Here is a 23482-nt window from a genome sequence, read left to right as displayed (position 1 = left end):
ACGATTTGTGTCAATCTTAACAGATCGTTTACGGTGAAGGTGGAAACATGGACGAGCTTTACATCCTTGGCTGTTTATTCCTGGTTTTTGCGCTGCTGGTTGCGCCCGTGCTTGCGGTTATCGGGTTTAATCGAAGTACGGCAGCGCGGCAGGAGATAGCCTTGCTGCGCCAGCGCATTGAGGCGCTTGAGCAGCGCGGCGTGTCTGAGAACGCGCCGGAACCGGTGCAGACCGCCGCGCCGGAGGCAATTACCGCGCCAGTGGTGGAGGACGCTCCCGCGCCTGTTGACCCCTGGCGACCCGATATTCCCGCAGCGGTGGCAGAACCCGCTTCTTCCCAGGCCCCGACCCCTGCGGCAAAACAGCCTTCAGCCTTTGGCGGCATCCTGACGTCGCTTGCGCGCTGGTTCATGCAGGGCAATCCGCTGGCGAAGCTTGGCATTCTGCTGCTCTTCCTCGGCCTCTCTTTCCTGCTGCGCTATACCGTCGAACATTCCCTGTTCCCGCTTGAGCTGCGCCTCGTGGCAACGGCGCTGTTTGCCGTTGTTCTGCTGGCGATTGGGTGGCGGGTGCGGCACAGGCAGCGCGTCTATGCGCTGATCCTCCAGGGCGGGGCGACCGGCGTGCTCTACCTGACGGTGTTTGGTGCATTCCGGCTCTGGCAAATGTTGCCGATGACGCTGGCCTTTACGCTGCTGGTGGTGATTTGCGCGGCGAGCGTCGGGCTGGCGGTGCTGCAGAAGGCGCTGAGTCTTGCCATGCTGGCGAGCCTTGGCGGATATCTCGCGCCGCTGCTCTTATCTACCGGGGGCGGCAGCTTTGTCGCACTTTTCTCTTTCTATCTTCTGCTGTCCATCGGCATTCTCGCGATCAGCATCTGGCAGCACTGGCGCGAGCTGAACCTGCTCGGGCTGCTGTTTACGTTCGGCGTGGGCGGCCTGTGGGGGCTGAATGACTACCAGCCTGAAGACTATTGGATCTGCCAGCTGTTCCTGATTGCCAATACGCTGATATTCGGCGTGCTGAGCGTGGCGCTGTCGCTGCGGGCGCAGGAGAAAGGGAAGCAGATTATCGACGGCGTGCTGCTGTTTGCCCCGCCGCTGGTTGGTTTTGGAATGCAGTACGGCATGACGCAGCACTGGGACTATGGCCCGGCGCTGAGTGCCCTCGGATATGGTGCTTTTTATCTTACCCTCGCGTTCCTCGCGCTGCGTCGCTACCCCTCCCTCGGACGACCGCTGGTCATGGCGGCGCTGGCGATCGGCGGCGGGTTCGCCACGCTCGCCATTCCGCTGGCGCTGTCGGCTCGCTGGACGGCGATGGCCTGGGCGCTGGAGGGGCTGGGGATTCTCTGGCTGGGCGTGCAGCAGCATCAGCGTCGCATGAGCTATAGCGGGACGGCGCTGCTGCTGCTGGCGCTCGGCAGCGCGCTGTGGGCACAAACGGACGGCGTTACGGCGCTGAGCCTGTTCCTCATCTTCGCCATCCTCAGCCTTTGCTGGCTGGCTGCGGCCTGGCTGTGGCGGACTCTCTTCCTGCCGGTCAGCTGGGCGCTGCTGGCAGGCGGGCTGCTGTTCTGGATAGTGGCGCAGCTGGGCGCGTCGCAGCTGGTACTGACGAAGGAATTACCGATTCTGGCGGGCGTGCTGACGCTGACGGCGGCGTCGGTCTGGGGCTGGCGGCAGGTGGCTGCTAGCCTGACGTGGCGGGAGCTGGACGCCAGCAAATGGCTGCTGTGGCCGGTTATGCTGCTGATGGTGGGTTATCAGCTCTGGCATCAGCAGATCGTTACCGCCGGCTGGTCAAATCTGGCCTGGTGCGTTGCGCTTCCTGCCGCGCTAATGCTGTTGCGGCGCGATGGTGAAAGACTCCTGCCGCGCATCGCGATGGGGCTGCATTTGTCGCTGTTCTTGATGATTTTGCTGGCGCTGGCCGCGGAGCTTTACTGGTTTGCCCGGTCTCTGCCGTGGGGAATGGCGGCCTGGGGAAGCGGATTAGCGATGGCCGCAGGTGGCGGGATTATTATGGCACTTTCTGCAGCCGTACGGCGTCGCGTGTGGCCGTTCCGGGAGTGGCCTGCGCTCTATGCGTGTCTGGCACCGATCCCTGTCGTCGTGGCGCTGCTGGTATTGCTGGTGGTGACCAATTTCCAGGACGGCGTGGTCTATCGTCAGACCTGGCTGCCGCTGGTGAACCCGCTCGAGGAAGGTGCTGCGTTCGCGTTGCTGGGGCTGGTGGTCTTTTATCGGGGGGGGGATCGCTACTACCCGTCATGGCTTGCGCAAGCGCGCCCGTGGCCTGCCGTCGCGATTATGGCGTTTGGCTTCTGGTGGCTAAACGGTGTGCTGATGCGCGCCCTGGCCTGGTATGGCGACGTGGCCTGGAATATGGCATCGCTGTGGGATTCGCGGCTGATCCAGACAAGCTTTGCCCTGTTCTGGATGTTGAGCGCGCTGGTGGTCATGATCCATGCCACCCGCAGGGCTTCCCGGCAGGAGTGGCTTTGCGGTGCCGCGCTGCTGGGTGTGGTGATGGTGAAACTGATGCTGGTGGACAGCGCGGGCGGAGGCGGTCTGTCGCGCGCGGTGGCGTTTATCGGCGTGGCGATACTGGTACTGATAGTGGGCTATTTCTCGCCGCTACCGCCAAAAACAGGAGATGAAAAATGAAATGGATGAAAGCGGTTGCGTGTACCGCGCTACTGGCGCTTTCCGGCCCGGCGTTCTGCGACGAAGTACCAACGGAATCGCCCCGTGACTATGCCTTTGGTCGTTCACTCGACACGTCTGTTCCTTCCCGGTGGTATCGGGTAATGCTGCCGCTTGCCGTCTATGAGCAAAGCACGTCGCCGGATCTGCATGATGTCCGCGTCTTTAACCAGTCGGGTGAGCCGGTTCCCTTTAGCCTGATCGCCGCGACGCGCCCGCAGGCGACAGCGCAATCCACGGCGCTGCGCCTCTTTCCGCTTGACGCCTCGCCGCTCGCGGCTGCCTCAGACGCCGGTGACAGCGATAAGATCCGGCTCCGTTCCCGAAACGGCATTGAGATTGTGCTGGAGGGGCAAAAAGCCGCCGCGGCCGGGCAACATTACCTGCTGACCCTGCCGGAGCAGACGACGGGTGAACTGGTCATATCCCAGCTGCAGCTCCTCTGGAATACCCATGAGACGCCGTGGCAGGGGACGGCGTCGGTCTATTACAGCGAGGATCTCAAGCGGTGGTATACCCTGCGCGAGGATATGCCGCTGCTGGACGTCGTCAGCGGTCAGGATCGTCTTAAGCTCGATCGGCTCGATACCGATACGGTTTTATCTCCCGATGCGAATCGCTATCTCATGGTGGTGCTGAATACGCAGAGCCAGGGGGTAACGTTGACCGGCGTAAACGCAATCAGCGCACCTGCCCAGGCGGCCCCGGAAGAGATTAGTCTTGAAGGGGAAGGTGAGCAGCTATCGACAAGTGAAGCTCAGTGGCGCTGGGCGCGCCCGCAGCCGCTGAGTGCTGTCAGCATTTCGCTGAACGGCGATGGCGTTCTTCCCGTGGAGATCGCGTGGCGCAGTACGGAAAAAGAGGCATGGCATCCCCTGAAGAAAGAGGTGATTTACCGTCTGGAGGGGAAAACGTCCGGACCGGTTTCGCTTAGCGGGGGCCTGGTGCAGGCAGTGAAAATCACTACGCTGAATGCGCGTCTGCCAGAATACCTGCCGAGCGTCACGGGGCATCGCGACCGCTATGATCTTGTGTTCAACGCGCAGGGGAAAGCGCCGTACGTTCTCGCATGGGGCAACGGTGCCGCAAAGCCTGCCAGCGTGGAGCCTGACATGCTGATCCCAGCCGACCTGCGCAAGACCTATGATATGGCGAACCTGCCGCAGGCCGATATTGTGGATGATGTCGCGTTGGGCGGCGAGGGGCGGCTGAACGCCACCTCTGCAGGTGAGCGGGCGAGCTGGCTGAACGCCCTGCTGGTATGGGGCGTACTGATTGCGGGCGTGATCCTGCTGGCGGGCATGGCCTGGCGCATCTGGCGAGAGACGCAGCGTAAGGCATAAAAAAAGGCCCGCTTAAGCGGGCCTTTTTCGTAAACCGTGCCGATTACAGGCTGGATACGTTCTCAGACAGGTATTTAGCTACGCCGTCTGGGGAAGCAGCCATACCTTCTTTACCTTTTTCCCACTGAGCCGGGCACACTTCGCCGTGCTCTTCGTGGAACTGCAGCGCGTCAACCATGCGCAGCATTTCGTCGATGTTACGACCCAGCGGCAGATCGTTCACAACCTGGTGACGAACGATGCCGTTCGCGTCGATCAGGAAGGAACCGCGCAGCGCAACGCCAGCGTCCGGATGTTCGATACCGTAAGCCTGCTGGATTTCGCGTTTGATGTCCGCAACCATTGCGTATTTCACCGCACCGATGCCGCCTTTGTCGACAGGGGTGTTACGCCATGCGTTGTGTACAAACTCAGAGTCGAAGGAGACGCCAACAACTTCCACGCCACGCTTCTGGAATTCTTCATAACGTTTGTCGAATGCGATCAGCTCAGACGGGCAAACGAAAGTGAAGTCCATTGGCCAGAAGAACAGAACGGTCGCTTTACCGTTGGTGTGCTGTTTGAAGTTGAAGTTTTCAACGATTTCACCGTTGCCCAGAACTGCTGCAGCTGTAAAATCCGGAGCCGGACGAGTTACCAGAACCATATGATTCTCCTGTAGATACTAAGGTTATTTGGAACGCAACGCGAGCCAGTATAGAGAGTGTGCATGGATAAGACAAAGAGGTGGTGACAATCGTTCCGCCAGCTTTTACCTATCAATGTGAATTCTGTTACAGCTGTTTATTTTTCGCCTGCACCATCATGCGCGGGTAAAACTGCCAGAAACGCGTTTCCAGCGCATCGTAATGTTTATCCAGGTCATGCCAGGAATCCCGCAGCGCATCCAGGCGCGGGCGACGGCTCGCCATCCCATTCAACACGTTCTGGATGAAGTCCATCTCACGATAGCGCTCTAGCCAGCGTTCCGACCACAGATAGTTATTCAGATTCACAAAGCGCGGCGGCGAGTCGGGCAGAATGATCGACACCTGCTGGTGGGCATAGCGCACAAACGCCGGCAAGGGCATCTCCGGCGACAGCTGTTCCCAGTGGCGCGACAGAAAGTGATCCCACATCACGTCAAGCGTGATCGGCGCAACGCGGCGCGTTTCAGGGCGGAACCACGCTTTGGCTTCCGTCACTTCCGGCAGCTTATCCGTCAGCACGTCGATGCGGCGGTGCATAAAAATCCCGTCGACAACCTCAGGGGAGTAGTCCTCCGCGGGGTTGCCGCGAACGAAATCGGCCAGCAAATTGCCGGAAAGGGAGCTGTCAGCGAGGTGTGCGAGATGCAGGTGAGCGAGAAAATTCATGCGTTTTTTTGTCCGGGGGCGGCTAGTTGTTGCAGCAAAAGGGTGTGAGCACTAGACTATGCCGCCTGTTTTTAAGTCACGAGTATACGTCATGCGCGTCGCCGATTTCTCATTTGAACTACCTGAATCCCTGATTGCTCACTATCCCATGCCTGAGCGCAGCAGCTGTCGCTTACTGTCACTGGATGGGCCAACGGGCGAGCTGACGCACGGTACTTTCACCGATTTGCTCGACAAGCTCAACCCTGGCGATCTGCTGGTCTTTAACAATACCCGCGTGATCCCGGCGCGCCTGTTCGGCCGCAAAGCCAGCGGCGGCAAGATTGAAGTGCTGGTCGAACGTATGCTCGATGATAAACGTATTCTGGCACATATTCGCGCATCTAAGGCGCCAAAGCCGGGCGCGGAGCTGCTGCTGGGCGATGATGAGAGCATCAAAGCGACCATGACCGCGCGCCACGACGCGCTGTTCGAGGTGGAGTTCAACGACGAACGCACGGTGCTCGATATCCTGAACGCCATCGGCCACATGCCGCTGCCGCCGTATATTGAGCGTCCGGACGAAGAGGCTGACCGCGAGCTGTACCAGACCGTCTACAGCCAGAAGCCTGGCGCCGTCGCTGCGCCGACCGCGGGCCTGCATTTTGATGAGCCGCTGCTGGAGAAACTGCGCGCGAAAGGCGTGGAGATGGCGTTCGTGACGCTCCACGTGGGTGCGGGAACCTTCCAGCCGGTGCGCGTGGACAGCATTGAAGACCACATCATGCACTCTGAGTATGCCGAAGTGCCGCAGGACGTAGTGGACGCGGTGCTGGCGGCGAAAGCGCGCGGCAGCCGCGTCGTGGCGGTTGGTACGACGTCCGTGCGCTCACTCGAGAGCGCCGCGCAGGCAGCGAAGAACGGTCTTATCGAGCCGTTCTTTGGCGATACGCAGATCTTTATCTACCCGGGCTATCAGTACAAAGTAATTGACGCGCTGGTGACCAACTTCCATCTGCCTGAATCGACGCTGATTATGCTGGTTTCCGCGTTTGCCGGTTATCAGCACACTATGGCGGCCTACAAGTCTGCGGTAGAACAAAAATATCGCTTTTTTAGCTACGGGGACGCGATGTTTATCACGTACAATCCGCTGGCTTTGAATGAGCGTGTCGGGGAATAAGTCCGCGGCACCGTTTTACAACGTTGGACTGTTTTTCTGACGTCGGAGAAAAAATGAAATTTGAACTCGATACCACCGACGGTCGCGCGCGTCGCGGTCGCCTGGTGTTTGATCGCGGCGTGGTGGAAACCCCCGCGTTTATGCCTGTGGGCACGTACGGCACCGTAAAAGGGATGACGCCGGAAGAAGTAGAAGCCACGGGCGCACAGATTATCCTCGGCAACACCTTCCACCTGTGGCTGCGTCCGGGTCAGGAGATCATGAAGCTCCACGGCGACCTGCACGATTTCATGCAGTGGAAAGGCCCAATCCTGACCGATTCCGGCGGCTTCCAGGTCTTCAGCCTGGGCGATATCCGTAAGATCACCGAGCAGGGCGTTCACTTCCGTAATCCGATCAACGGCGATCCGATTTTCCTCGATCCGGAAAAATCGATGGAGATTCAGTACGATCTCGGATCTGATATCGTGATGATCTTCGACGAATGTACGCCATACCCGGCCGACTGGGATTACGCCAAGCGTTCAATGGAGATGTCTCTGCGCTGGGCGAAGCGCAGCCGTGACCGCTTTGACTCCCTGCAGAACAAAAATGCGCTGTTCGGCATTATCCAGGGTAGCGTTTACGAAGATTTACGCGATATCTCTGTTAAAGGTCTGGTAGAGATAGGTTTTGATGGCTACGCTGTCGGCGGTTTGGCTGTGGGTGAGCCGAAGGAAGACATGCACCGCATTCTGGAGCATGTTTGCCCGCAAATCCCTGCGGATAAACCACGATACCTGATGGGCGTGGGTAAACCAGAAGATCTGGTTGAAGGCGTACGCCGTGGCATTGATATGTTCGACTGCGTCATGCCAACCCGCAACGCGCGTAACGGCCATTTGTTCGTTACCGATGGCGTGGTGAAAATCCGTAACGCGAAGCATAAGAGTGACACCAGCCCGCTCGATTCTGAGTGCGATTGCTATACCTGTCGCAATTATTCTCGCGCGTATCTGCATCATCTCGATCGTTGCAACGAGATTTTGGGCGCGCGTCTCAATACCATTCATAATCTTCGTTATTATCAGCGCTTAATGGCTGGTTTACGTAAGGCTATCGAAGAGGGTAAATTAGAGAGCTTCGTGACCGATTTCTACCAACGTCAGGGGCGGGATGTTCCACCGTTGAACGTTGATTAATTTTAATAATGAGGGAATTTGAATGAGCTTTTTTATTTCTGATGCGGTAGCGGCAACAGGTGCTCCAGCGCAGGGCAGCCCGATGTCTCTGATTCTGATGCTGGTTGTGTTCGGTCTGATCTTCTACTTCATGATCCTGCGTCCGCAGCAGAAGCGCACCAAAGAGCACAAAAACCTGATGAACTCCATTGCGAAAGGCGATGAAGTGCTGACTAACGGTGGTCTGGTCGGTCGCGTAACCAAAGTGGCTGAAAACGGCTACATTGCTATCGCCCTGAACGACACCACTGAAGTGGTCATCAAACGTGACTTCGTAGCTGCCGTTCTGCCGAAAGGCACCATGAAGGCGCTGTAATCCCAACTTTTCCCAAAGGGAACTGCCGTGTTAAACCGTTATCCTTTGTGGAAGTACATCATGCTGGTCGTCGTGATTCTCGTCGGCCTGCTGTACGCGCTTCCCAACCTGTATGGTGAGGATCCGGCTGTTCAAATCACTGGCGCGCGCGGTGTCGCCGCCAGTGAGCAAACGCTGATCCAGGTCCAGAAAACGTTACAAGAAGAAAAAATTACCGCTAAGTCTGTGGCTCTGGAAGAGGGCGCAATTCTTGCTCGCTTCGACACCACCGACACGCAGCTCCGCGCTCGCGAAGCGCTGATGGGCGTGCTGGGTGACAAATACGTCGTGGCGCTTAACCTTGCCCCAGCAACCCCGCGTTGGCTGGCTGCGATGAAAGCAGAGCCAATGAAACTCGGTCTTGACCTGCGTGGCGGCGTTCACTTCCTGATGGAAGTGGATATGGATACCGCGCTCGGCAAGCTGCAGGAACAGAATATCGACAGCCTGCGCAGCGATCTGCGTGATAAAGGCATCGCTTACACCACCGTGCGTAAAGAAGATAACTACGGCATGAGCATCACGTTCCGCGACAGCGCGGCGCGCGATCAGGCTGTAGATTACCTGACCCAACGTCACCGTGACCTGGTAATCACCTCTCAGGGCAGCAACCAGCTGCGCGCGGTGATGACCGATGCGCGTCTGAAAGAAGCGCGTGAATATGCCGTTCAGCAGAACATCAACATTCTGCGTAACCGTGTAAACCAACTGGGTGTGGCCGAGCCGCTGGTACAGCGTCAGGGTGCTGACCGTATCGTGGTTGAACTGCCGGGTATTCAGGACACCGCGCGTGCGAAAGAGATTCTGGGTGCGACCGCAACCCTGGAATTCCGTCTGGTGAATACCAACGTTGACCAGTCTGCTGCCGCTTCTGGCCGTATTCCGGGTGACTCCGAAGTGAAACAGACCCGCGAAGGTCAGCCAGTTGTGCTGTACAAACGCGTGATTCTGACCGGTGATCACATCACCGACTCCACGTCGAGCCAGGATGAATACAACCAGCCGCAGGTTAACATCTCGCTCGATAGCGCGGGTGGTAACATCATGTCTAACTTCACCAAGGACAACATCGGTAAACCGATGGCAACCCTGTTCGTGGAGTACAAAGACAGCGGTAAGAAAGATGCAAACGGCCGTGCTGTGCTGGTGAAAGAGGAAGAGGTGATTAACATCGCCAATATCCAGTCTCGTCTGGGTAACAGCTTCCGTATTACCGGTATTAACAACCCGAACGAAGCGCGTCAGCTCTCCCTGCTGCTGCGTGCCGGTGCGCTGATTGCGCCAATTCAGATTGTTGAAGAACGTACCATTGGTCCAACTCTGGGTATGCAAAACATCCAGCAGGGTCTGGAAGCGTGTCTGGCCGGTCTGGTGGTCTCTATTCTGTTCATGATCTTCTTCTATAAGAAGTTTGGTCTGATTGCGACCTCTGCACTGATTGCGAACCTGGTGCTGATTATCGGCATCATGTCCCTGCTGCCGGGGGCGACGCTGACCATGCCGGGTATTGCGGGTATCGTTCTGACCCTTGCGGTGGCGGTCGACGCCAACGTACTGATTAACGAACGTATCAAAGAAGAGTTGAGCAACGGTCGCTCTATTCAGCAGGCGATTGACGAAGGTTATAAAGGCGCGTTCAGCTCTATCTTCGATGCGAACGTAACAACACTGATCAAGGTTCTTATCCTGTATGCAGTGGGTACCGGCGCTATCAAAGGCTTTGCGATTACAACCGGTATCGGTGTTGCAACGTCAATGTTTACCGCTATTGTCGGCACCCGTGCCATCGTGAACCTGCTGTACGGCGGCAAGCGCGTCAAAAAGCTGTCTATCTGAGGAGTGCGTTGTGGCACAGGAATATACTGTTGAACAATTGAACCACGGCCGTAAAGTCTGGGACTTTATGCGCTGGGACTACTGGGCCTTCGGCATTTCAGGTTTCCTGCTGATTCTGTCCATCGTCATTATGGGCGTGAAAGGCTTTAACTGGGGGCTCGATTTTACCGGTGGTACGGTAATTGAGATCTCCCTGGAAAAACCGGTCGATATGGACCAGATGCGCGAATCGCTGCAGAAAGCGGGCTTTGAAGAGCCGCTGCTGCAGAACTTCGGCAGCAGCCGCGACATCATGGTACGTATGCCGCCGGTGCACGATGCCAACGGCAGCCAGGAGCTGGGCAGTAAGGTTGTTAGCGTGATTAACGAAACAACCAGCCAGAACGCGGCGGTTAAGCGTATTGAGTTCGTCGGCCCAAGCGTAGGTGCTGACCTGGCGCAGACCGGCGCGATGGCGCTGCTGGTGGCGCTGATCTCCATCCTGGTGTACGTCGGTTTCCGCTTTGAGTGGCGACTGGCGGCCGGTGTGGTTATCGCTCTGGCGCACGACGTGGTGATCACCATGGGCATACTGTCGCTGTTCCACATTGAGATTGACCTGACGATCGTGGCATCACTGATGTCCGTTATCGGTTACTCGCTGAACGACAGTATCGTGGTATCTGACCGTATTCGTGAAAACTTCCGTAAGATCCGTCGCGGTACGCCGTACGAAATCTTTAACGTGTCGTTGACCCAGACGCTGCACCGTACCTTGATCACCTCCGGTACTACCCTGATGGTGATCCTGATGCTGTTCCTCTTCGGTGGTCCGGTACTGGAAGGCTTCTCGCTGACCATGCTGATTGGTGTCACCATCGGTACGGCGTCGTCTATCTACGTTGCGTCCGCCCTGGCACTGAAACTCGGCATGAAGCGCGAGCACCTGCTCCAGCAGAAAGTCGAGAAAGAAGGGGCGGATCAGCCGTCCATTCTGCCGTAAGGCGACGTTTAGCGCGTTATCGAAATCCCGGTCGGTTGACCGGGATTTTTTTTATCTGCTCCTGACAAACACTCCTGACAGTATGCTGTCAGGAGCCCTGTCGTAGACTCCGTCTGAACCCAAACAACAGGCAGGAGGATGTATGAAAAGCGTCATTAACTGGTTTGAAATTCCGGTCTCGGATATGGATCGCGCCATCAAATTTTATGAGCCCGTGATGCAGCTTGCGCTGCGTCGCGAGAAAATGGACTGTGCGGAGCTGGCCGTTTTCCCGCATGAGGATCCGGGTACCGGAGGCGCACTGGCAAAATTTGACGGCGTTACACCGTCTTTGCAGGGCGCTATTATTTACCTGCATACTGACAATCTGGCGGCCACGCTCGATCGCATCGCCTCTGCGGGCGGCGAGTGCGTGTTTGGCCCGCTGGAACTGCCGCATGGCATTGGCACTATCGCCTTGTTTACCGACAGCGAGGGCAACCGCGTCGGGCTCCATCAACCTGCCTGAGAGCGGACAAAGTTATGACCCGACGCGCTGACCGTTTGTTTCAGATTGTGCAGATCCTGCGGGGCAGGCGTCTGACAACGGCAGCGCATCTCGCGGACCGGCTTGGCGTGTCCGAGCGCACGGTATATCGCGATATCCGCGACCTGTCGCTTTCCGGCGTGCCGGTGGAAGGTGAGGCGGGAAGTGGATATCGGCTGATGTCGGGCTTTGACCTGCCGCCGCTGATGCTGACAAATAAGGAGTCCGAGGCGCTGATCGTCGCGATTCGCCTGCTCAAAACCTGGGGTGGGGAATCGCTGTCGCGCGAGCTGGAGTCGGCTCAGGAGAAGGTGCTGGCTATCCTGCCCGAGGAGAGCCGCCGAAAGGCGGAGCAGACGCGGATCTACGCCCCGGACTTTTGCATGCAAAGCCACTCCCGCAGCGATTTTGACATGATTCATCAGGCGATTTCCGCCCAGCGCGTGCTGGCGCTGCATTACCGTGATGAAGCCGGACAGCTGTCTAAACGTGAGGTTCAGCCGCTGGGGCTATTCTTCTGGGGAGAGCGCTGGCTGCTGGCTGCGTGGTGTGGACGGCGCGATGACTATCGCTGTTTCCGGCTCGACCGATGCCTCAATATTGTGGCTACGGAGAGGCGTTTTAGCGAGAGCGCGGACAGGTCTCTGGCGGATTTTTTGCGGAAGGTGAAGCAGTAAAAGGCCGGGTGGCGGCTACGCCTTACCCGGCCTACATTTGGGTCGTAGGCCCGGTAAGCGTAGCGCCACCGGGCGAAACCCACACTGATTAGAAGTTGTAACCTACAACCAGGTAACCACCCCAACCGGTAGAACGGACGTTTTCTTTCATCCAATTCAGGTCGGCGTCGTCGTTCCACTGACCGCCGTTGTGCCAGTAACGCGCCACTACAGAGTAGTGCCAGTGATCGTAGTTCAGCGCCAGGATGTGGCTGGAGGCGATGGAGTCGTTAGTACGCTGTTTAATACCGTTCTCTGCGTAACCGCTCTTATCTCCCAGTTCTGAACCCCAGTCGAAGTTGGTGAAGCCGATGTAGCTCAGGTTACCGCCCCACAGCTGAGTGATTGGTACAAAGTATTTCACTTTGAAACGGTAGCCATCCCACTCATTCTGGTTTTCTGCACCGTAGTTCTGCCACTGGTATTTCGCGTAAACGTTCAGGGACAGGCTCATTGGCAGGCCGGTGTCAACATCGGTACCCAGACCCATATACCAGGTGCTCTGACGACCAGACTCGTTGCGGCCCATGTCGTAGATATAGTTGTTCGCGAAGTACCACTCTTTGAACGGACCGAAGCTGAGGTCGGTGCCGGTCAGCTTGTCGATGGAGAAGCGCGGCTCGATCTCCATGAACAGCGGAGAACCGTGGTTCCAGATACCTTTTGCCTGAGAGTTACCGCCGAAGAAAACCGGTGCATCCATGTAGCCGTAGAAATCAAACCAGTCTTTCTTGGCGAATGCTTCGTACTCCAGGTAGGTATCGTTGCGGATCTGTGGTCCGAAACGGGTGTGGTAGCTGCCGACTACGTTAACGCTCTGGTGCCACCAGTCGGAGAGGTATTGTGGTTTATCGTTTTCCGCTGCGTTAACAGTGAAAGAGGAAGAAAGTGCCAGCACGGCGCCAGCTGCGAGTAATGTTTTTTTCATAATCATGCCACTGATTGAAATTCCCTTTCGGGAGTGAAAAATGCGCGAATTGCGTTTCTAAATATTTCGTGTTTCTGCGGTGCCTATTATAGGAATCCCTGCTCACAAAAATATGTGTTGTTTCACATATCTCTCACACGCGTAATCGATTGCGTTCACGTTTGCGTACTTTAAACGGCCGGGATTGTAGCGGCAATCATTTATGTTGCCAATCCATACGAAATGTAAATGTTAGCGGAGTGACATTTCGCTCCGCTAAAAAGGAGGGGATTAGTGCGCGGCGGGTTGAATGTCGTGAATGCGGATAAAGCCTAACTGTTCCGGCGTAACGCCGCTTAACTGAAGCGGAATATCCACATCGCTTGGCGCTAAAACACTTGCCGGGGCGGTGAAGAGCTGATTCTTCACGTTCACCTCCTGGTAATTCTCCGTTGTGCCCTGGATCTGGCCCCACTCGACGGTGCCGCTGAAGGCCGGAAGCGGATCATTGGACTCGCCCTGGATGCGTAATGTTGCGCTAGTACCATCTGCGTTCGCCGCTACATTCACCAGAGACATTTTTAGCGTGCCGATCTGACTATTGAGACGCGCAGGCGTATTCGCGCCCGGCAGCAGATAAACCCCGCTGCTGGATTTGGCATTCAGCGCGTTTTGCTGGGTGATTTTCACCGTTTCTTTGTTCAGCTTGTCCATCGCCGTATTGAGCGTATTGACGCTCTGTTTCAACTGACGGACTTCGGTTTGCTGTGCACAGGCGCTAAGGGTGAAGAGGCTCCCCACCAGCAAGATTTTCAGGTAACGTCTTGTCATTGCGTTTATTTCCTTGAAATAACGGATCGCCTTAATGGTAGCCAGCATCATCATGTGAGATATAGATCCTTTGTCTCAAAAAGCTCTTCCTTTGTTGTCAGGCCAGATCAGGGTAAAATGAAAATTAGTTAACCAGATAACAGGGATACCGTATGCATTGCCCATTCTGCTCCGCTGTGGATACCAAAGTCATCGACTCTCGTCTTGTGGGCGAAGGGTCATCCGTACGCCGTCGTCGGCAGTGTCTGGTGTGCAACGAGCGTTTCACAACCTTTGAGGTTGCAGAGCTGGTAATGCCGCGCGTGGTAAAAAGTAACGACGTGCGCGAGCCGTTTAACGAAGAGAAACTGCGCAGCGGGATGCTGAAGGCCCTCGAAAAACGTCCCGTTAGTGCGGACGACGTGGAGATGGCGTTAAACCACATAAAATCTTACCTTCGTGGTTTGGGTGAGCGTGAAGTGCCAAGCAAAATGATCGGCAACCTGGTGATGGAGCAGTTGAAAAAGCTCGATAAGGTCGCCTATATCCGCTTCGCCTCGGTCTACCGCAGCTTCGAAGACATCAAAGAGTTTGGCGAAGAGATCGCCCGCTTACAGGATTAAGCTCATGCAGGATGAGATTTACATGGCGCGAGCCATGAAGCTGGCGCAGCGCGGTCGTTTTACGACCCATCCCAACCCGAACGTCGGGTGCGTTATCGTCAACGATGGCGAGATTGTCGGAGAGGGGTTTCACTATCGGGCGGGCGAACCGCATGCCGAGGTTCATGCGTTGCGCATGGCCGGTGAGAAGGCGCGCGGTGCAACAGCCTACGTTACGCTGGAGCCCTGCAGCCATCACGGGCGTACGCCGCCGTGCTGTGAAGCGTTGATCGCGGCGGGTGTTTCACGCGTGGTCGCATCGATGCAGGACCCAAATCCGCAGGTGGCGGGACGCGGTCTGTATCGCCTGCAGCAAGAAGGCATTGACGTCAGCCATGGTCTGATGATGCAGGACGCGGAAGCGCTTAACAAAGGTTTCCTGAAGCGCATGCGCACGGGGTTCCCGTATATTCAGCTCAAGCTGGGCGCCTCGCTGGACGGCCGTACGGCAATGGCAAACGGTGAAAGCCAGTGGATCACTTCTCCACAGGCAAGGCGCGATGTGCAACGTCTGCGCGCGCAAAGCCATGCTATTCTCACCAGCAGTGAAACCGTTCTGGCTGACGATCCGGCCATGACCGTGCGCTGGGACGAGCTGAATGCCGATACCCAGGCTCTTTACCCGCAGGAGAACCTGCGTCAGCCGCTGCGTATTGTCATTGATAGCCAGAACCGCCTGACGCCGGAGCACCGCATCGTCCAGCAGCCGGGGGAAACCTGGATTGCCCGCACCAAAGAAGATACTCGCGAATGGCCGGAAGGCGTGCGCAGCATTCTGGTGCCGGAACATAACGGTCACCTGGATCTCGTGGTGCTGATGATGCTGCTCGGCAAGCAGCAGGTGAACAGCATCTGGGTAGAGGCGGGGCCAACGCTTGCCGGTGCGCTCTTACAGGCCGGGCTGGTGGATGAACTGCTTGTTTACGTTGCGCCTAAACTGTTGGGCCACGACGCACGCGGCCTGTTTGTGCTGCCCGGCCTTGAAAAACTGGCCGACGCACCGCAACTCAAATTTAGTGAGATTCGTCCGGTAGGTCCGGATGTCTGCCTCCACTTAACGACAGCGTAATTGCTCCTTAAATAGGGAAGCAGTGCGCAAAGTATTATGATAAAATCCGCCCCCCTGCGGGGCCAAATGAACCCGTAAAGGAAGAGTATGAACATTATTGAAGCTGCTGTAGCTACCCCGGACGCTCGCGTCGCCATCACCATTGCGCGTTTCAACAACTTCATCAACGACAGCCTGCTGGAAGGTGCGATTGACGCCCTGAAACGTATCGGCCAGGTTAAAGATGACAACATTACCGTTGTTTGGGTTCCAGGCGCTTACGAACTGCCACTGGCGGCAGGCGCGCTGGCGAAAACCGGTAAATACGACGCGGTGATTGCGCTGGGTACCGTTATTCGTGGCGGCACTGCTCACTTCGAATACGTTGCGGGCGGTGCAAGCAACGGCCTGGCACACGTTGCGCAGGATGCTGAAATTCCTGTCGCATTCGGCGTGCTGACCACCGAAAGTATTGAACAAGCCATCGAACGTGCTGGCACCAAAGCCGGTAACAAAGGTGCAGAAGCTGCACTGACCGCGCTTGAAATGATTAATGTATTGAAAGCCATCAAGGCCTGATTTTTTTGTAAGGGGAATTCCGTGAAACCTGCTGCTCGTCGCCGCGCCCGTGAATGTGCCGTCCAGGCACTTTACTCCTGGCAGTTGTCCCAGAACGACATCGCTGATGTTGAATACCAGTTCCTGTCAGAACAGGACGTTAAAGATGTTGACGTTCTGTACTTCCGTGAACTGCTGTCGGGAGTGGCGACTAATAGCGCGTATCTCGATGGTCTGATGAAGCCTTATCTGTCCCGTCTGCTCGAAGAGCTGGGCCAGGTAGAAAAAGCAGTGTTGCGTATTGCGCTGTTTGAGCTGTCTAAACGTGATGATGTGCCGTACAAAGTGGCCATCAACGAAGCGATCGAACTGGCGAAAACCTTCGGCGCTGAAGACAGCCACAAGTTTGTAAACGGCGTACTTGATAAAGCAGCACCTGCGATCCGTCCCCACAAAAAGTGATCCGCAAACCGGAGTCCTGCATTGCCTGACGGGCGGTGCGGCTCCGGTTTTTTCTTTTATTTGCTGAGGCATAACGTATGGCATGCGGCGAATTCTCCCTGATTGCCCGTTATTTCGACCGTGTCAGAACCTCTCGTCTTGATGTTGAAACCGGCATCGGCGATGACTGTGCACTTCTCAATATTCCAGAAAAACAGACGCTGGCCATCAGCACCGACACTCTGGTGTGCGGCCGTCATTTCTTACCGGATATCGATCCTGCCGATCTGGCGTATAAAGCACTGGCGGTTAACGTCAGCGATCTGGCGGCGATGGGTGCCGATCCCGCGTGGTTAACGCTGGCGCTGACGCTGCCTGAGGTGGACGAAGCCTGGCTTGAAGCTTTCAGCGATGCGCTGTTTGAGCAGCTTAACTACTACGATATGCAGCTGATTGGCGGTGATACCACTGCCGGGCCGCTGTCGATGACGCTGGCGATCCACGGCTATGTGCCGCTCGGTCGCGCCCTGAAGCGCTCAGGCGCAAAACCCGGGGACTGGATCTACGTCACCGGTACGCCGGGCGACAGTGCGGCAGGGCTGGCGATTCTCCAGGATCGCTTAACCGTGAAGGATGCCGACGATGCGGCGTATCTGGTGAAACGCCATCTGCGCCCGACGCCGCGTATTCTGCACGGCCAGGCGCTGCGCGAGCGCGCGAGCTCTGCTATCGACCTCTCTGACGGGCTGATCTCAGATCTTGGCCATATTTTAAAGGCCAGCGGCGTTGGGGCGCGCGTTGATCTGGATCTGTTCCCGCTGTCAGAGGAACTGCTTCGTCATGTCGAACCTGAGCAGGCGCTGCGCTGGGCGCTGTCCGGTGGCGAAGATTACGAGCTGTGCTTTACCGTTCCGGAGCTGAACCGCGGAACGCTCGACGTGGCGTTAGCGCACCTCGGCGCGAAATTCACCTGTATCGGGCAGATCATGCCGGAGAGTGAAGGGCTGAAGTTTGTGAAAGACGGTGCGCCGGTTACGCTGGACTGGAAAGGGTACGATCACTTCGCGTGAGTTTGTACGCTTTGTATTGCCGGGTGGCGGCTCCGCCTTACCCGGCCTACAAAAGATGGGGCTTATTTAAACCCCACCACCGGATGCGGCTGATACGGGGTCTCCAGCTCGGCAACCTGCTCCGGCGTCAGCGTGATATCGACCGCGTTTAACAGTTCGTCCAACTGCTCTTCCCGGGACGTGCCGATAATGGGAGCCGCGACGCCGCGCTTGCCCAGTAGCCATGCCAGCGCTACCTGGGCGCGGGTTGCGCCGGTATCATCGGCAATCCCGGCCAGGCGTTCGGCAATCAGCGCATCGCTGGCCTCTGTTCCTTCATAGAGATTTTTTCCCACTTCATCCGATACCAGGCGAGCCGTGGTTTCCCCCCATGGACGGGTCAGGCGGCCGCGCGCCAGCGGGCTCCACGGGATAACCGCCACGCCCTCCTGGTGGCACAGCGGCAGCATCTCGCGTTCTTCTTCGCGGTAGATCAGATTGTAATGATCCTGCATGGTGACAAAGCGCGCCCAGCCGTGCTGCGCCTGCAGATCCAGCGCTTGGGCAAACTGCGACGCGTGCATAGACGACGCGCCGATGTAGCGTGCTTTACCGGCTTTGACCACGTCGTTGAGCGCCTCAAGCGTCTCCTCGATCGGCGTGTTGTAATCCCAGCGGTGAATTTGCAGCAGGTCGACGTAATCCATGTTCAGGCGCCTGAGGCTGTCATCAATGGAGCGCAGGATCTGCGCGCGAGAAAGGCCCTGCGGCAGGTCACCCACCGGGTAGTAGACTTTAGTAGCGACGACAACGTCATCCCGACGGGCAAAATCGCGCAGGGCGCGGCCGACAATCTCCTCGCTGCTGCCGTCGGAGTAGCTGTTGGCGGTGTCAAAGAAGTTAATGCCGCCCTCGATGGCGCGTTTGATAATCGGACGGCTGCTCTCTTCCGGCAGCGTCCAGGCGTGGTTCCCCCGATCGGGCTCGCCAAAGGTCATGCAGCCCAGGCAAAGTCGGGAAACCTTAAGGTCCGTTTTTCCTAATGTTGCGTATTGCACGGTTCCGCTCCTGCTGTTTAAACACCAGGTTTAAGCATAGCAGGAGCGGAAAAGGGGAGGGATCAGTCCAGCCAGGCGCGGATTTTAGCTTCGATACCGGCAGCGTCCAGGCCAATCGCCGCGCGGGCTTCGTCCTGGGTACCTTGCGGAATGAAATGATCCGGCAGGCCGAGGTTCAGCACCGGCACGGCTTTACGATTTGCCATCAGTACCTCGTTCACGCCGCTACCCGCACCGCCCATGATGGCGTTTTCTTCCAGCGTCACCAGCACGTCGTGGGCCTCAGCCATACTCAGGATCAGAGATTCGTCGAGCGGCTTCACAAAGCGCATATCCACCAGCGTGGCATTCAGCGTTTCAGCCACTTTCGCGGCCTCGGGCATCAACGTGCCGAAGTTCAGGATCGCCACTTTTTCACCGCGACGCTTAACCACTCCTTTACCAAGCGGCAGTTTTTCCAGCGGCTGAAGCTCAACGCCTACCGCATTGCCGCGCGGGTAGCGAATGGCGCTTGGGCCATCCTGATAGTGGTAGCCGGTAAACAGCATCTGACGACATTCGTTCTCGTCGCTTGGCGTCATGACAACCATATCCGGAATACAGCGCAGGAACGACAGGTCAAACGCGCCCTGGTGCGTCTGACCATCGGCACCGACGATGCCGGCACGATCGATAGCAAACAGAACCGGCAGCTTCTGAATCGCCACGTCGTGAATCACCTGATCGTAGGCGCGCTGCAGGAAGGTGGAATAGATAGCGACAACCGGCTTGTAGCCGCCAATGGCCAGGCCCGCTGCAAACGTCACCGCATGCTGCTCGGCAATGGCGACGTCGAAATACTGGTCAGGGTATTTTCTGGAGAATTCAACCATGCCGGAGCCTTCACGCATGGCCGGGGTGATTGCCATCAGCTTGTTGTCTTTCGCTGCGGTTTCGCACAGCCAGTCGCCGAAGATTTTGGAATAGCTCGGCATGCCGCCGCTGCTTTTTGGCAAACAGCCGCTGGACGGGTCAAATTTCGGCACCGCGTGGAAGGTGATCGGATCTTTTTCCGCTGGTTCGTAGCCACGCCCTTTTTTGGTCATGATGTGCAGGAACTGCGGGCCTTTCAGGTCGCGCATGTTCTTGAGCGTGGTCACCAGACCCAGCACGTCGTGACCGTCAACCGGCCCAATATAGTTAAAGCCCAGTTCTTCAAACAGGGTACCCGGCACGACCATGCCTTTGATGTGCTCTTCGGTACGCTTGAGCAGCTCTTTGATCGGCGGTACGCCGGAGAAGACCTTTTTACCGCCTTCACGCAGCGACGAGTAAAGCTTGCCGGAGAGCAGCTGAGCAAGATGGTTGTTCAGCGCGCCGACGTTTTCTGAAATCGACATTTCGTTATCGTTGAGGATAACCAGCATGTCCGGCTTGATGTCGCCCGCGTGGTTCATGGCTTCGAAGGCCATACCGGCGGTGATAGCGCCGTCGCCAATCACGCAGACGGTGCGGCGCTGCTTATTCTCTTTCTCGGCGGCAACGGCAATACCGATGCCCGCCGAAATGGAGGTAGAGGAGTGGCCGACGCTCAGCACGTCGTACTCGCTCTCACCGCGCCACGGGAACGGGTGCAGGCCGCCTTTCTGACGAATGGTGCCAATTTTATCGCGACGTCCGGTCAGAATTTTGTGCGGATAGGCCTGGTGACCCACGTCCCAGATGAGCTGATCGAACGGCGTGTTATAGACGTAGTGCAGCGCCACGGTCAGCTCTACCGTGCCAAGCCCGGAGGCGAAATGGCCGCTGGAGCGGCTTACGCTGTCGAGCAGGTAGCGACGCAGCTCGTCGCACAGCTTCGGCAGGCTCTCTTTCGGCAACAGACGTAACTCCTGGGTGGAGTCAACTAACGCCAGTGTCGGGTATTTGGCAATATCAAAACTCATCAAAGGCTCATCGAGATATATAGTTTATTTATCACGCTGGATTATATAGTCCGCTAGCGCTTCCAGTGCCGAGGTATCCAGCGATTGCGCAGCCAGCTGATTCAGCGACTGGCGGGCATCGTCAATCAGATCCCGGGCTTTACGTTGGGCTTGCTCAAGGCCCAGCAGGGCGGGGTAGGTACTTTTGCCAAGCTGCTGGTCCGCACCCTGACGTTTACCCAATGTTGCAGTATCGCCCACCACATCCAGAATGTCATCCTGAACCTGGAATGCCAGACCGATACTTTCTGCGTATCTGTCCAGAATCGGCAGGGCTTTGCGCCCTTGTTCACCCGCGCTCAGCGCGCCCAGGCGAACGGCGGAACGAATCAGTGCCCCGGTTTTATGGCGGTGAATACGCTCCAGCTGTTCCAGATTAACCTGACGTCCTTCCGCTTCAAGATCCAGCGCCTGTCCGCCGCACATGCCGGCCACGCCGCTGGCCATTGCCAGCTCGGAGATCATCGCCAGACGGTCGCGGTCAGCCACTTCCGACATTGGCGCGTCGCTCAGAATCGAGAACGCCAGCGTCTGCAGGGCATCACCCGCCAGGATGGCATTCGCCTCGCCAAACTTGATATGGCAGGTGGGTTTACCCCGACGCAAATCGTCGTCGTCCATGGCCGGGAGATCGTCGTGGATCAGCGAGTAGGCATGGATGCACTCAACGGCGGCTGCCGGAGCGTCCAGCGTGTTATCGCTGATGCCAAACATATTGCCGGTGGCATACACCAGGAACGGGCGCAGGCGCTTTCCACCCAAGAGTGCGCCATAGTGCATGGCTTCAACCAGTGGAGTGTTCTGAAAAGGCTGTGGCGCAATAAAACGGCGCAGGGCGTCGTTGGCGCGTACGACACGCGCCTGAAGCTCGTTGGCAAAATCCATTTACTCGGCGTCCGGTGTGAAAGGCGTGGTTTTCGCGTCTTCGCTGTCGGAAAGCAGGATCTGCACGCGCTGCTCGGCCTGCTGCAGCTTGACCTGCCCCTGGCGCGCCAGCTGCACGCCACGCTCGAATTCGTTGAGCGCCTCTTCCAGCGGGAGATCGCCGCTCTCAAGACGGGTAACAATTTGCTCCAGTTCACTCAGCGCAGTTTCAAAACTGGCCGGTGCGTCGTTCTTCTTCGGCATAGTGAATTGACTCTTATATTCTTCGCCCCGACATGGTAACGGACTCGGGCGGATAAGCAAATAACGCGCAATGTGCACAGGAGCGGCGCGATGGTGGTATACTTGCGCGCCTGGATGCAGCCACGGGTGTGGGCTGCTGTACTCTTTTCCATTACAAGCCTTAATACGCTTGCCTAAGAAACATTGCCGCCATGAAGTTTATCATTAAATTGTTCCCTGAAATCACCATCAAAAGCCAATCTGTGCGTTTGCGCTTTATTAAAATTCTCACCGGGAACATTCGTAACGTATTAAAGCACTACGACGAAACCCTCGCCGTGGTGCGCCACTGGGACCACGTTGAGGTCCGTGCGAAAGACGAAAACAAACGTCAGGATATTCGCGACGCGCTGACCCGTATTCCGGGGATCCACCATATCCTGGAAGTGGAAGATGTGCCGTTCAGCGATATGCACGACATCTTCGAGAAAGCGCTGGTGCAGTACCGTGACCAGATCGAAGGCAAAACCTTCTGCGTGCGCGTCAAGCGTCGCGGTAAGCACGAATTCAGCTCCATTGAAGTGGAACGTTATGTCGGCGGCGGTTTAAACCAGCACGTTGAAACGGCGCGCGTACGTCTGACCAACCCGGACGTGACGGTGAACCTGGAGATCGAAAACGATCGCCTGCTGCTGGTGAAAGGGCGCTATGAAGGTATCGGCGGCTTCCCTATCGGCACCCAGGAAGACGTATTATCCCTGATCTCTGGCGGCTTCGACTCCGGCGTCTCCAGCTATATGTTGATGCGTCGCGGCTGCCGTGTGCACTACTGCTTCTTCAACCTGGGCGGCGCGGCGCACGAAATCGGCGTTCGTCAGGTGGCGCATTACCTGTGGAACCGCTTCGGCAGCTCCCACCGCGTGCGTTTCGTGGCAATCAACTTCGAACCTGTGGTCGGCGAAATCCTCGAGAAAGTGGACGATGGTCAGATGGGCGTCATCCTTAAGCGCATGATGGTGCGTGCGGCGTCCAAAGTGGCTGAACGCTACGGCGTACAGGCGCTGGTCACCGGCGAAGCGCTGGGCCAGGTCTCCAGCCAGACGCTGACCAACCTGCGTCTGATCGACAACGTATCTGATACGCTGATCCTGCGCCCGCTCATCTCCCATGACAAAGAGCACATCATCGATCTGGCGCGCGAAATCGGCACCGAAGATTTTGCCCGCACCATGCCGGAATATTGCGGCGTGATCTCTAAAAGCCCAACGGTGAAAGCGGTGAAGGCGAAGATCGAAGCGGAAGAAGAGAACTTCGATTTCAGCATTCTGGATAAAGTGGTGGAAGAAGCGTCCAACATTGATATCCGCGAGATTGCCCAGCAGACCGAGCAGGAAGTGGTTGAAGTGGAGACCGTGAGCGGTTTCGGCGCGAACGATGCGATTCTGGATATTCGCTCCATTGACGAGCAGGATGACAAGCCGCTACAGGTGGAAGGCGTCGAAGTGGTTTCTCTGCCGTTCTACAAGCTGAGCACCAAGTTTGGCGATCTCGACCAGAGCAAAACGTATCTGCTGTGGTGTGAGCGCGGGGTGATGAGTCGCCTGCAGGCGCTGTATCTGCGCGAGCAGGGCTTTGCGAATGTGAAGGTGTATCGCCCGTAGTTTATTACCGGGGA

At 57.1% G+C, this 23482-nt stretch carries 23 protein-coding genes; 15 read left to right on the top strand and 8 right to left on the bottom strand.

Going from position 1 to position 23482, the window contains the following annotated elements; translation table 11 throughout:
* Positions 1 to 47: 47 nt before the first annotated feature.
* The gene (locus tag F0319_RS01645; RefSeq protein WP_149366127.1) at positions 48 to 2669 is read left to right on the top strand and encodes a DUF2339 domain-containing protein; all 2622 of its coding nucleotides are present in this window, start codon (positions 48 to 50) and stop codon (positions 2667 to 2669) included.
* Positions 2666 to 4051, top strand: coding sequence for a DUF3999 domain-containing protein (locus tag F0319_RS01640; RefSeq protein ID WP_149366126.1), 1386 nt, complete (start codon positions 2666 to 2668; stop codon positions 4049 to 4051). The genes F0319_RS01645 and F0319_RS01640 overlap by 4 nt, the downstream gene beginning before the upstream one ends.
* 43 nt (positions 4052 to 4094) lie before the next feature.
* Here F0319_RS01640 and F0319_RS01635 read toward each other — a convergent pair whose 3' ends face one another.
* Positions 4095 to 4697, bottom strand: a complete 603-nt coding sequence (locus tag F0319_RS01635; protein ID WP_008503347.1) for a peroxiredoxin — start codon at positions 4695 to 4697, stop codon at positions 4095 to 4097.
* Positions 4698 to 4824: 127 nt separating this feature from the next.
* Positions 4825 to 5406 carry an ACP phosphodiesterase gene (gene acpH, locus F0319_RS01630; RefSeq protein WP_149366125.1) on the bottom strand — a complete coding sequence of 194 codons (582 nt, stop codon included), beginning with the start codon at positions 5404 to 5406 and terminating at the stop codon, positions 4825 to 4827.
* Between the two features lie 91 nt (positions 5407 to 5497).
* Between acpH and queA the strand changes: the two genes are divergently transcribed.
* From queA to F0319_RS01595, 7 genes are all read left to right on the top strand, one after another.
* Positions 5498 to 6568: a tRNA preQ1(34) S-adenosylmethionine ribosyltransferase-isomerase QueA gene (gene queA / locus F0319_RS01625; protein ID WP_045328322.1), complete on the top strand. Its 1071-nt coding sequence runs from the start codon at positions 5498 to 5500 to the stop codon at positions 6566 to 6568.
* A gap of 53 nt (positions 6569 to 6621) precedes the next feature.
* The gene (gene tgt, locus F0319_RS01620) at positions 6622 to 7749 is read left to right on the top strand and encodes a tRNA guanosine(34) transglycosylase Tgt (protein WP_003859110.1); all 1128 of its coding nucleotides are present in this window, start codon (positions 6622 to 6624) and stop codon (positions 7747 to 7749) included.
* Between the two features lie 22 nt (positions 7750 to 7771).
* Positions 7772 to 8104, top strand: coding sequence for a preprotein translocase subunit YajC (gene yajC, locus F0319_RS01615; RefSeq protein ID WP_003859109.1), 333 nt, complete (start codon positions 7772 to 7774; stop codon positions 8102 to 8104).
* Between the two features lie 27 nt (positions 8105 to 8131).
* Entirely contained in the window at positions 8132 to 9979 is a 1848-nt protein-coding gene (secD, locus tag F0319_RS01610) for a protein translocase subunit SecD (protein ID WP_149366124.1), read from the top strand.
* Between the two features lie 10 nt (positions 9980 to 9989).
* Positions 9990 to 10961, top strand: a complete 972-nt coding sequence (gene secF, locus F0319_RS01605; protein WP_008503342.1) for a protein translocase subunit SecF — start codon at positions 9990 to 9992, stop codon at positions 10959 to 10961.
* A 142-nt stretch (positions 10962 to 11103) separates the two neighbouring features.
* On the top strand, positions 11104 to 11469 hold the full coding sequence (locus tag F0319_RS01600; protein WP_111963427.1) for a VOC family protein: 366 nt from the start codon (positions 11104 to 11106) through the stop codon (positions 11467 to 11469).
* A gap of 14 nt (positions 11470 to 11483) precedes the next feature.
* On the top strand, positions 11484 to 12164 hold the full coding sequence (locus tag F0319_RS01595) for a helix-turn-helix transcriptional regulator (RefSeq protein WP_149366123.1): 681 nt from the start codon (positions 11484 to 11486) through the stop codon (positions 12162 to 12164).
* A gap of 88 nt (positions 12165 to 12252) precedes the next feature.
* Here the strand turns inward: F0319_RS01595 and F0319_RS01590 are convergent, their stop codons facing one another.
* Both F0319_RS01590 and F0319_RS01585 read right to left on the bottom strand, forming a co-directional pair.
* Positions 12253 to 13131, bottom strand: coding sequence for a nucleoside-specific channel-forming protein Tsx (locus tag F0319_RS01590; protein WP_111963496.1), 879 nt, complete (start codon positions 13129 to 13131; stop codon positions 12253 to 12255).
* A 270-nt stretch (positions 13132 to 13401) separates the two neighbouring features.
* Positions 13402 to 13941, bottom strand: coding sequence for a SadB/YajI family lipoprotein (locus F0319_RS01585; protein WP_149366122.1), 540 nt, complete (start codon positions 13939 to 13941; stop codon positions 13402 to 13404).
* 152 nt (positions 13942 to 14093) lie between these two features.
* Between F0319_RS01585 and nrdR the strand changes: the two genes are divergently transcribed.
* From nrdR to thiL, 5 genes are all read left to right on the top strand, one after another.
* Positions 14094 to 14543 carry a transcriptional regulator NrdR gene (nrdR, locus tag F0319_RS01580; RefSeq protein ID WP_008503337.1) on the top strand — a complete coding sequence of 150 codons (450 nt, stop codon included), beginning with the start codon at positions 14094 to 14096 and terminating at the stop codon, positions 14541 to 14543.
* A gap of 4 nt (positions 14544 to 14547) precedes the next feature.
* The gene (ribD, locus tag F0319_RS01575) at positions 14548 to 15651 is read left to right on the top strand and encodes a bifunctional diaminohydroxyphosphoribosylaminopyrimidine deaminase/5-amino-6-(5-phosphoribosylamino)uracil reductase RibD (protein ID WP_111963425.1); all 1104 of its coding nucleotides are present in this window, start codon (positions 14548 to 14550) and stop codon (positions 15649 to 15651) included.
* An 87-nt stretch (positions 15652 to 15738) separates the two neighbouring features.
* On the top strand, positions 15739 to 16209 hold the full coding sequence (ribH, locus tag F0319_RS01570) for a 6,7-dimethyl-8-ribityllumazine synthase (RefSeq protein ID WP_006176874.1): 471 nt from the start codon (positions 15739 to 15741) through the stop codon (positions 16207 to 16209).
* Between the two features lie 21 nt (positions 16210 to 16230).
* Entirely contained in the window at positions 16231 to 16650 is a 420-nt protein-coding gene (gene nusB, locus F0319_RS01565; protein ID WP_006809908.1) for a transcription antitermination factor NusB, read from the top strand.
* A 77-nt stretch (positions 16651 to 16727) separates the two neighbouring features.
* Positions 16728 to 17699, top strand: a complete 972-nt coding sequence (gene thiL / locus F0319_RS01560; RefSeq protein WP_063453537.1) for a thiamine-phosphate kinase — start codon at positions 16728 to 16730, stop codon at positions 17697 to 17699.
* Positions 17700 to 17761: 62 nt separating this feature from the next.
* Here the strand turns inward: thiL and F0319_RS01555 are convergent, their stop codons facing one another.
* The 4 genes from F0319_RS01555 to xseB all read right to left on the bottom strand — a co-directional run bounded on the left by F0319_RS01555 (position 17762) and on the right by xseB (position 21828).
* Complete coding sequence (locus F0319_RS01555; RefSeq protein ID WP_149366121.1) at positions 17762 to 18736, bottom strand: aldo/keto reductase; 975 nt, start codon at positions 18734 to 18736, stop codon at positions 17762 to 17764.
* 62 nt (positions 18737 to 18798) lie between these two features.
* The gene (gene dxs / locus F0319_RS01550; protein ID WP_149366120.1) at positions 18799 to 20661 is read right to left on the bottom strand and encodes a 1-deoxy-D-xylulose-5-phosphate synthase; all 1863 of its coding nucleotides are present in this window, start codon (positions 20659 to 20661) and stop codon (positions 18799 to 18801) included.
* Between the two features lie 24 nt (positions 20662 to 20685).
* A complete protein-coding gene (ispA, locus tag F0319_RS01545; RefSeq protein WP_149366119.1) occupies positions 20686 to 21585 on the bottom strand; it encodes a (2E,6E)-farnesyl diphosphate synthase in 900 nt (299 codons plus the stop codon).
* Entirely contained in the window at positions 21586 to 21828 is a 243-nt protein-coding gene (gene xseB, locus F0319_RS01540; RefSeq protein ID WP_008503331.1) for an exodeoxyribonuclease VII small subunit, read from the bottom strand.
* 191 nt (positions 21829 to 22019) lie between these two features.
* On the opposite strand from xseB, the gene thiI reads away from it, so the two are divergent.
* Complete coding sequence (gene thiI / locus F0319_RS01535) at positions 22020 to 23468, top strand: tRNA uracil 4-sulfurtransferase ThiI (protein WP_111963420.1); 1449 nt, start codon at positions 22020 to 22022, stop codon at positions 23466 to 23468.
* The last annotated feature ends 14 nt before the right edge of the window (positions 23469 to 23482 follow it).

Origin of the sequence: Enterobacter vonholyi (genome assembly GCF_008364555.1) — a bacterium.
GTDB classification, from domain to species: domain Bacteria; phylum Pseudomonadota; class Gammaproteobacteria; order Enterobacterales; family Enterobacteriaceae; genus Enterobacter; species Enterobacter vonholyi.
This window is presented reverse-complemented; position numbering and strand designations above follow the sequence as displayed.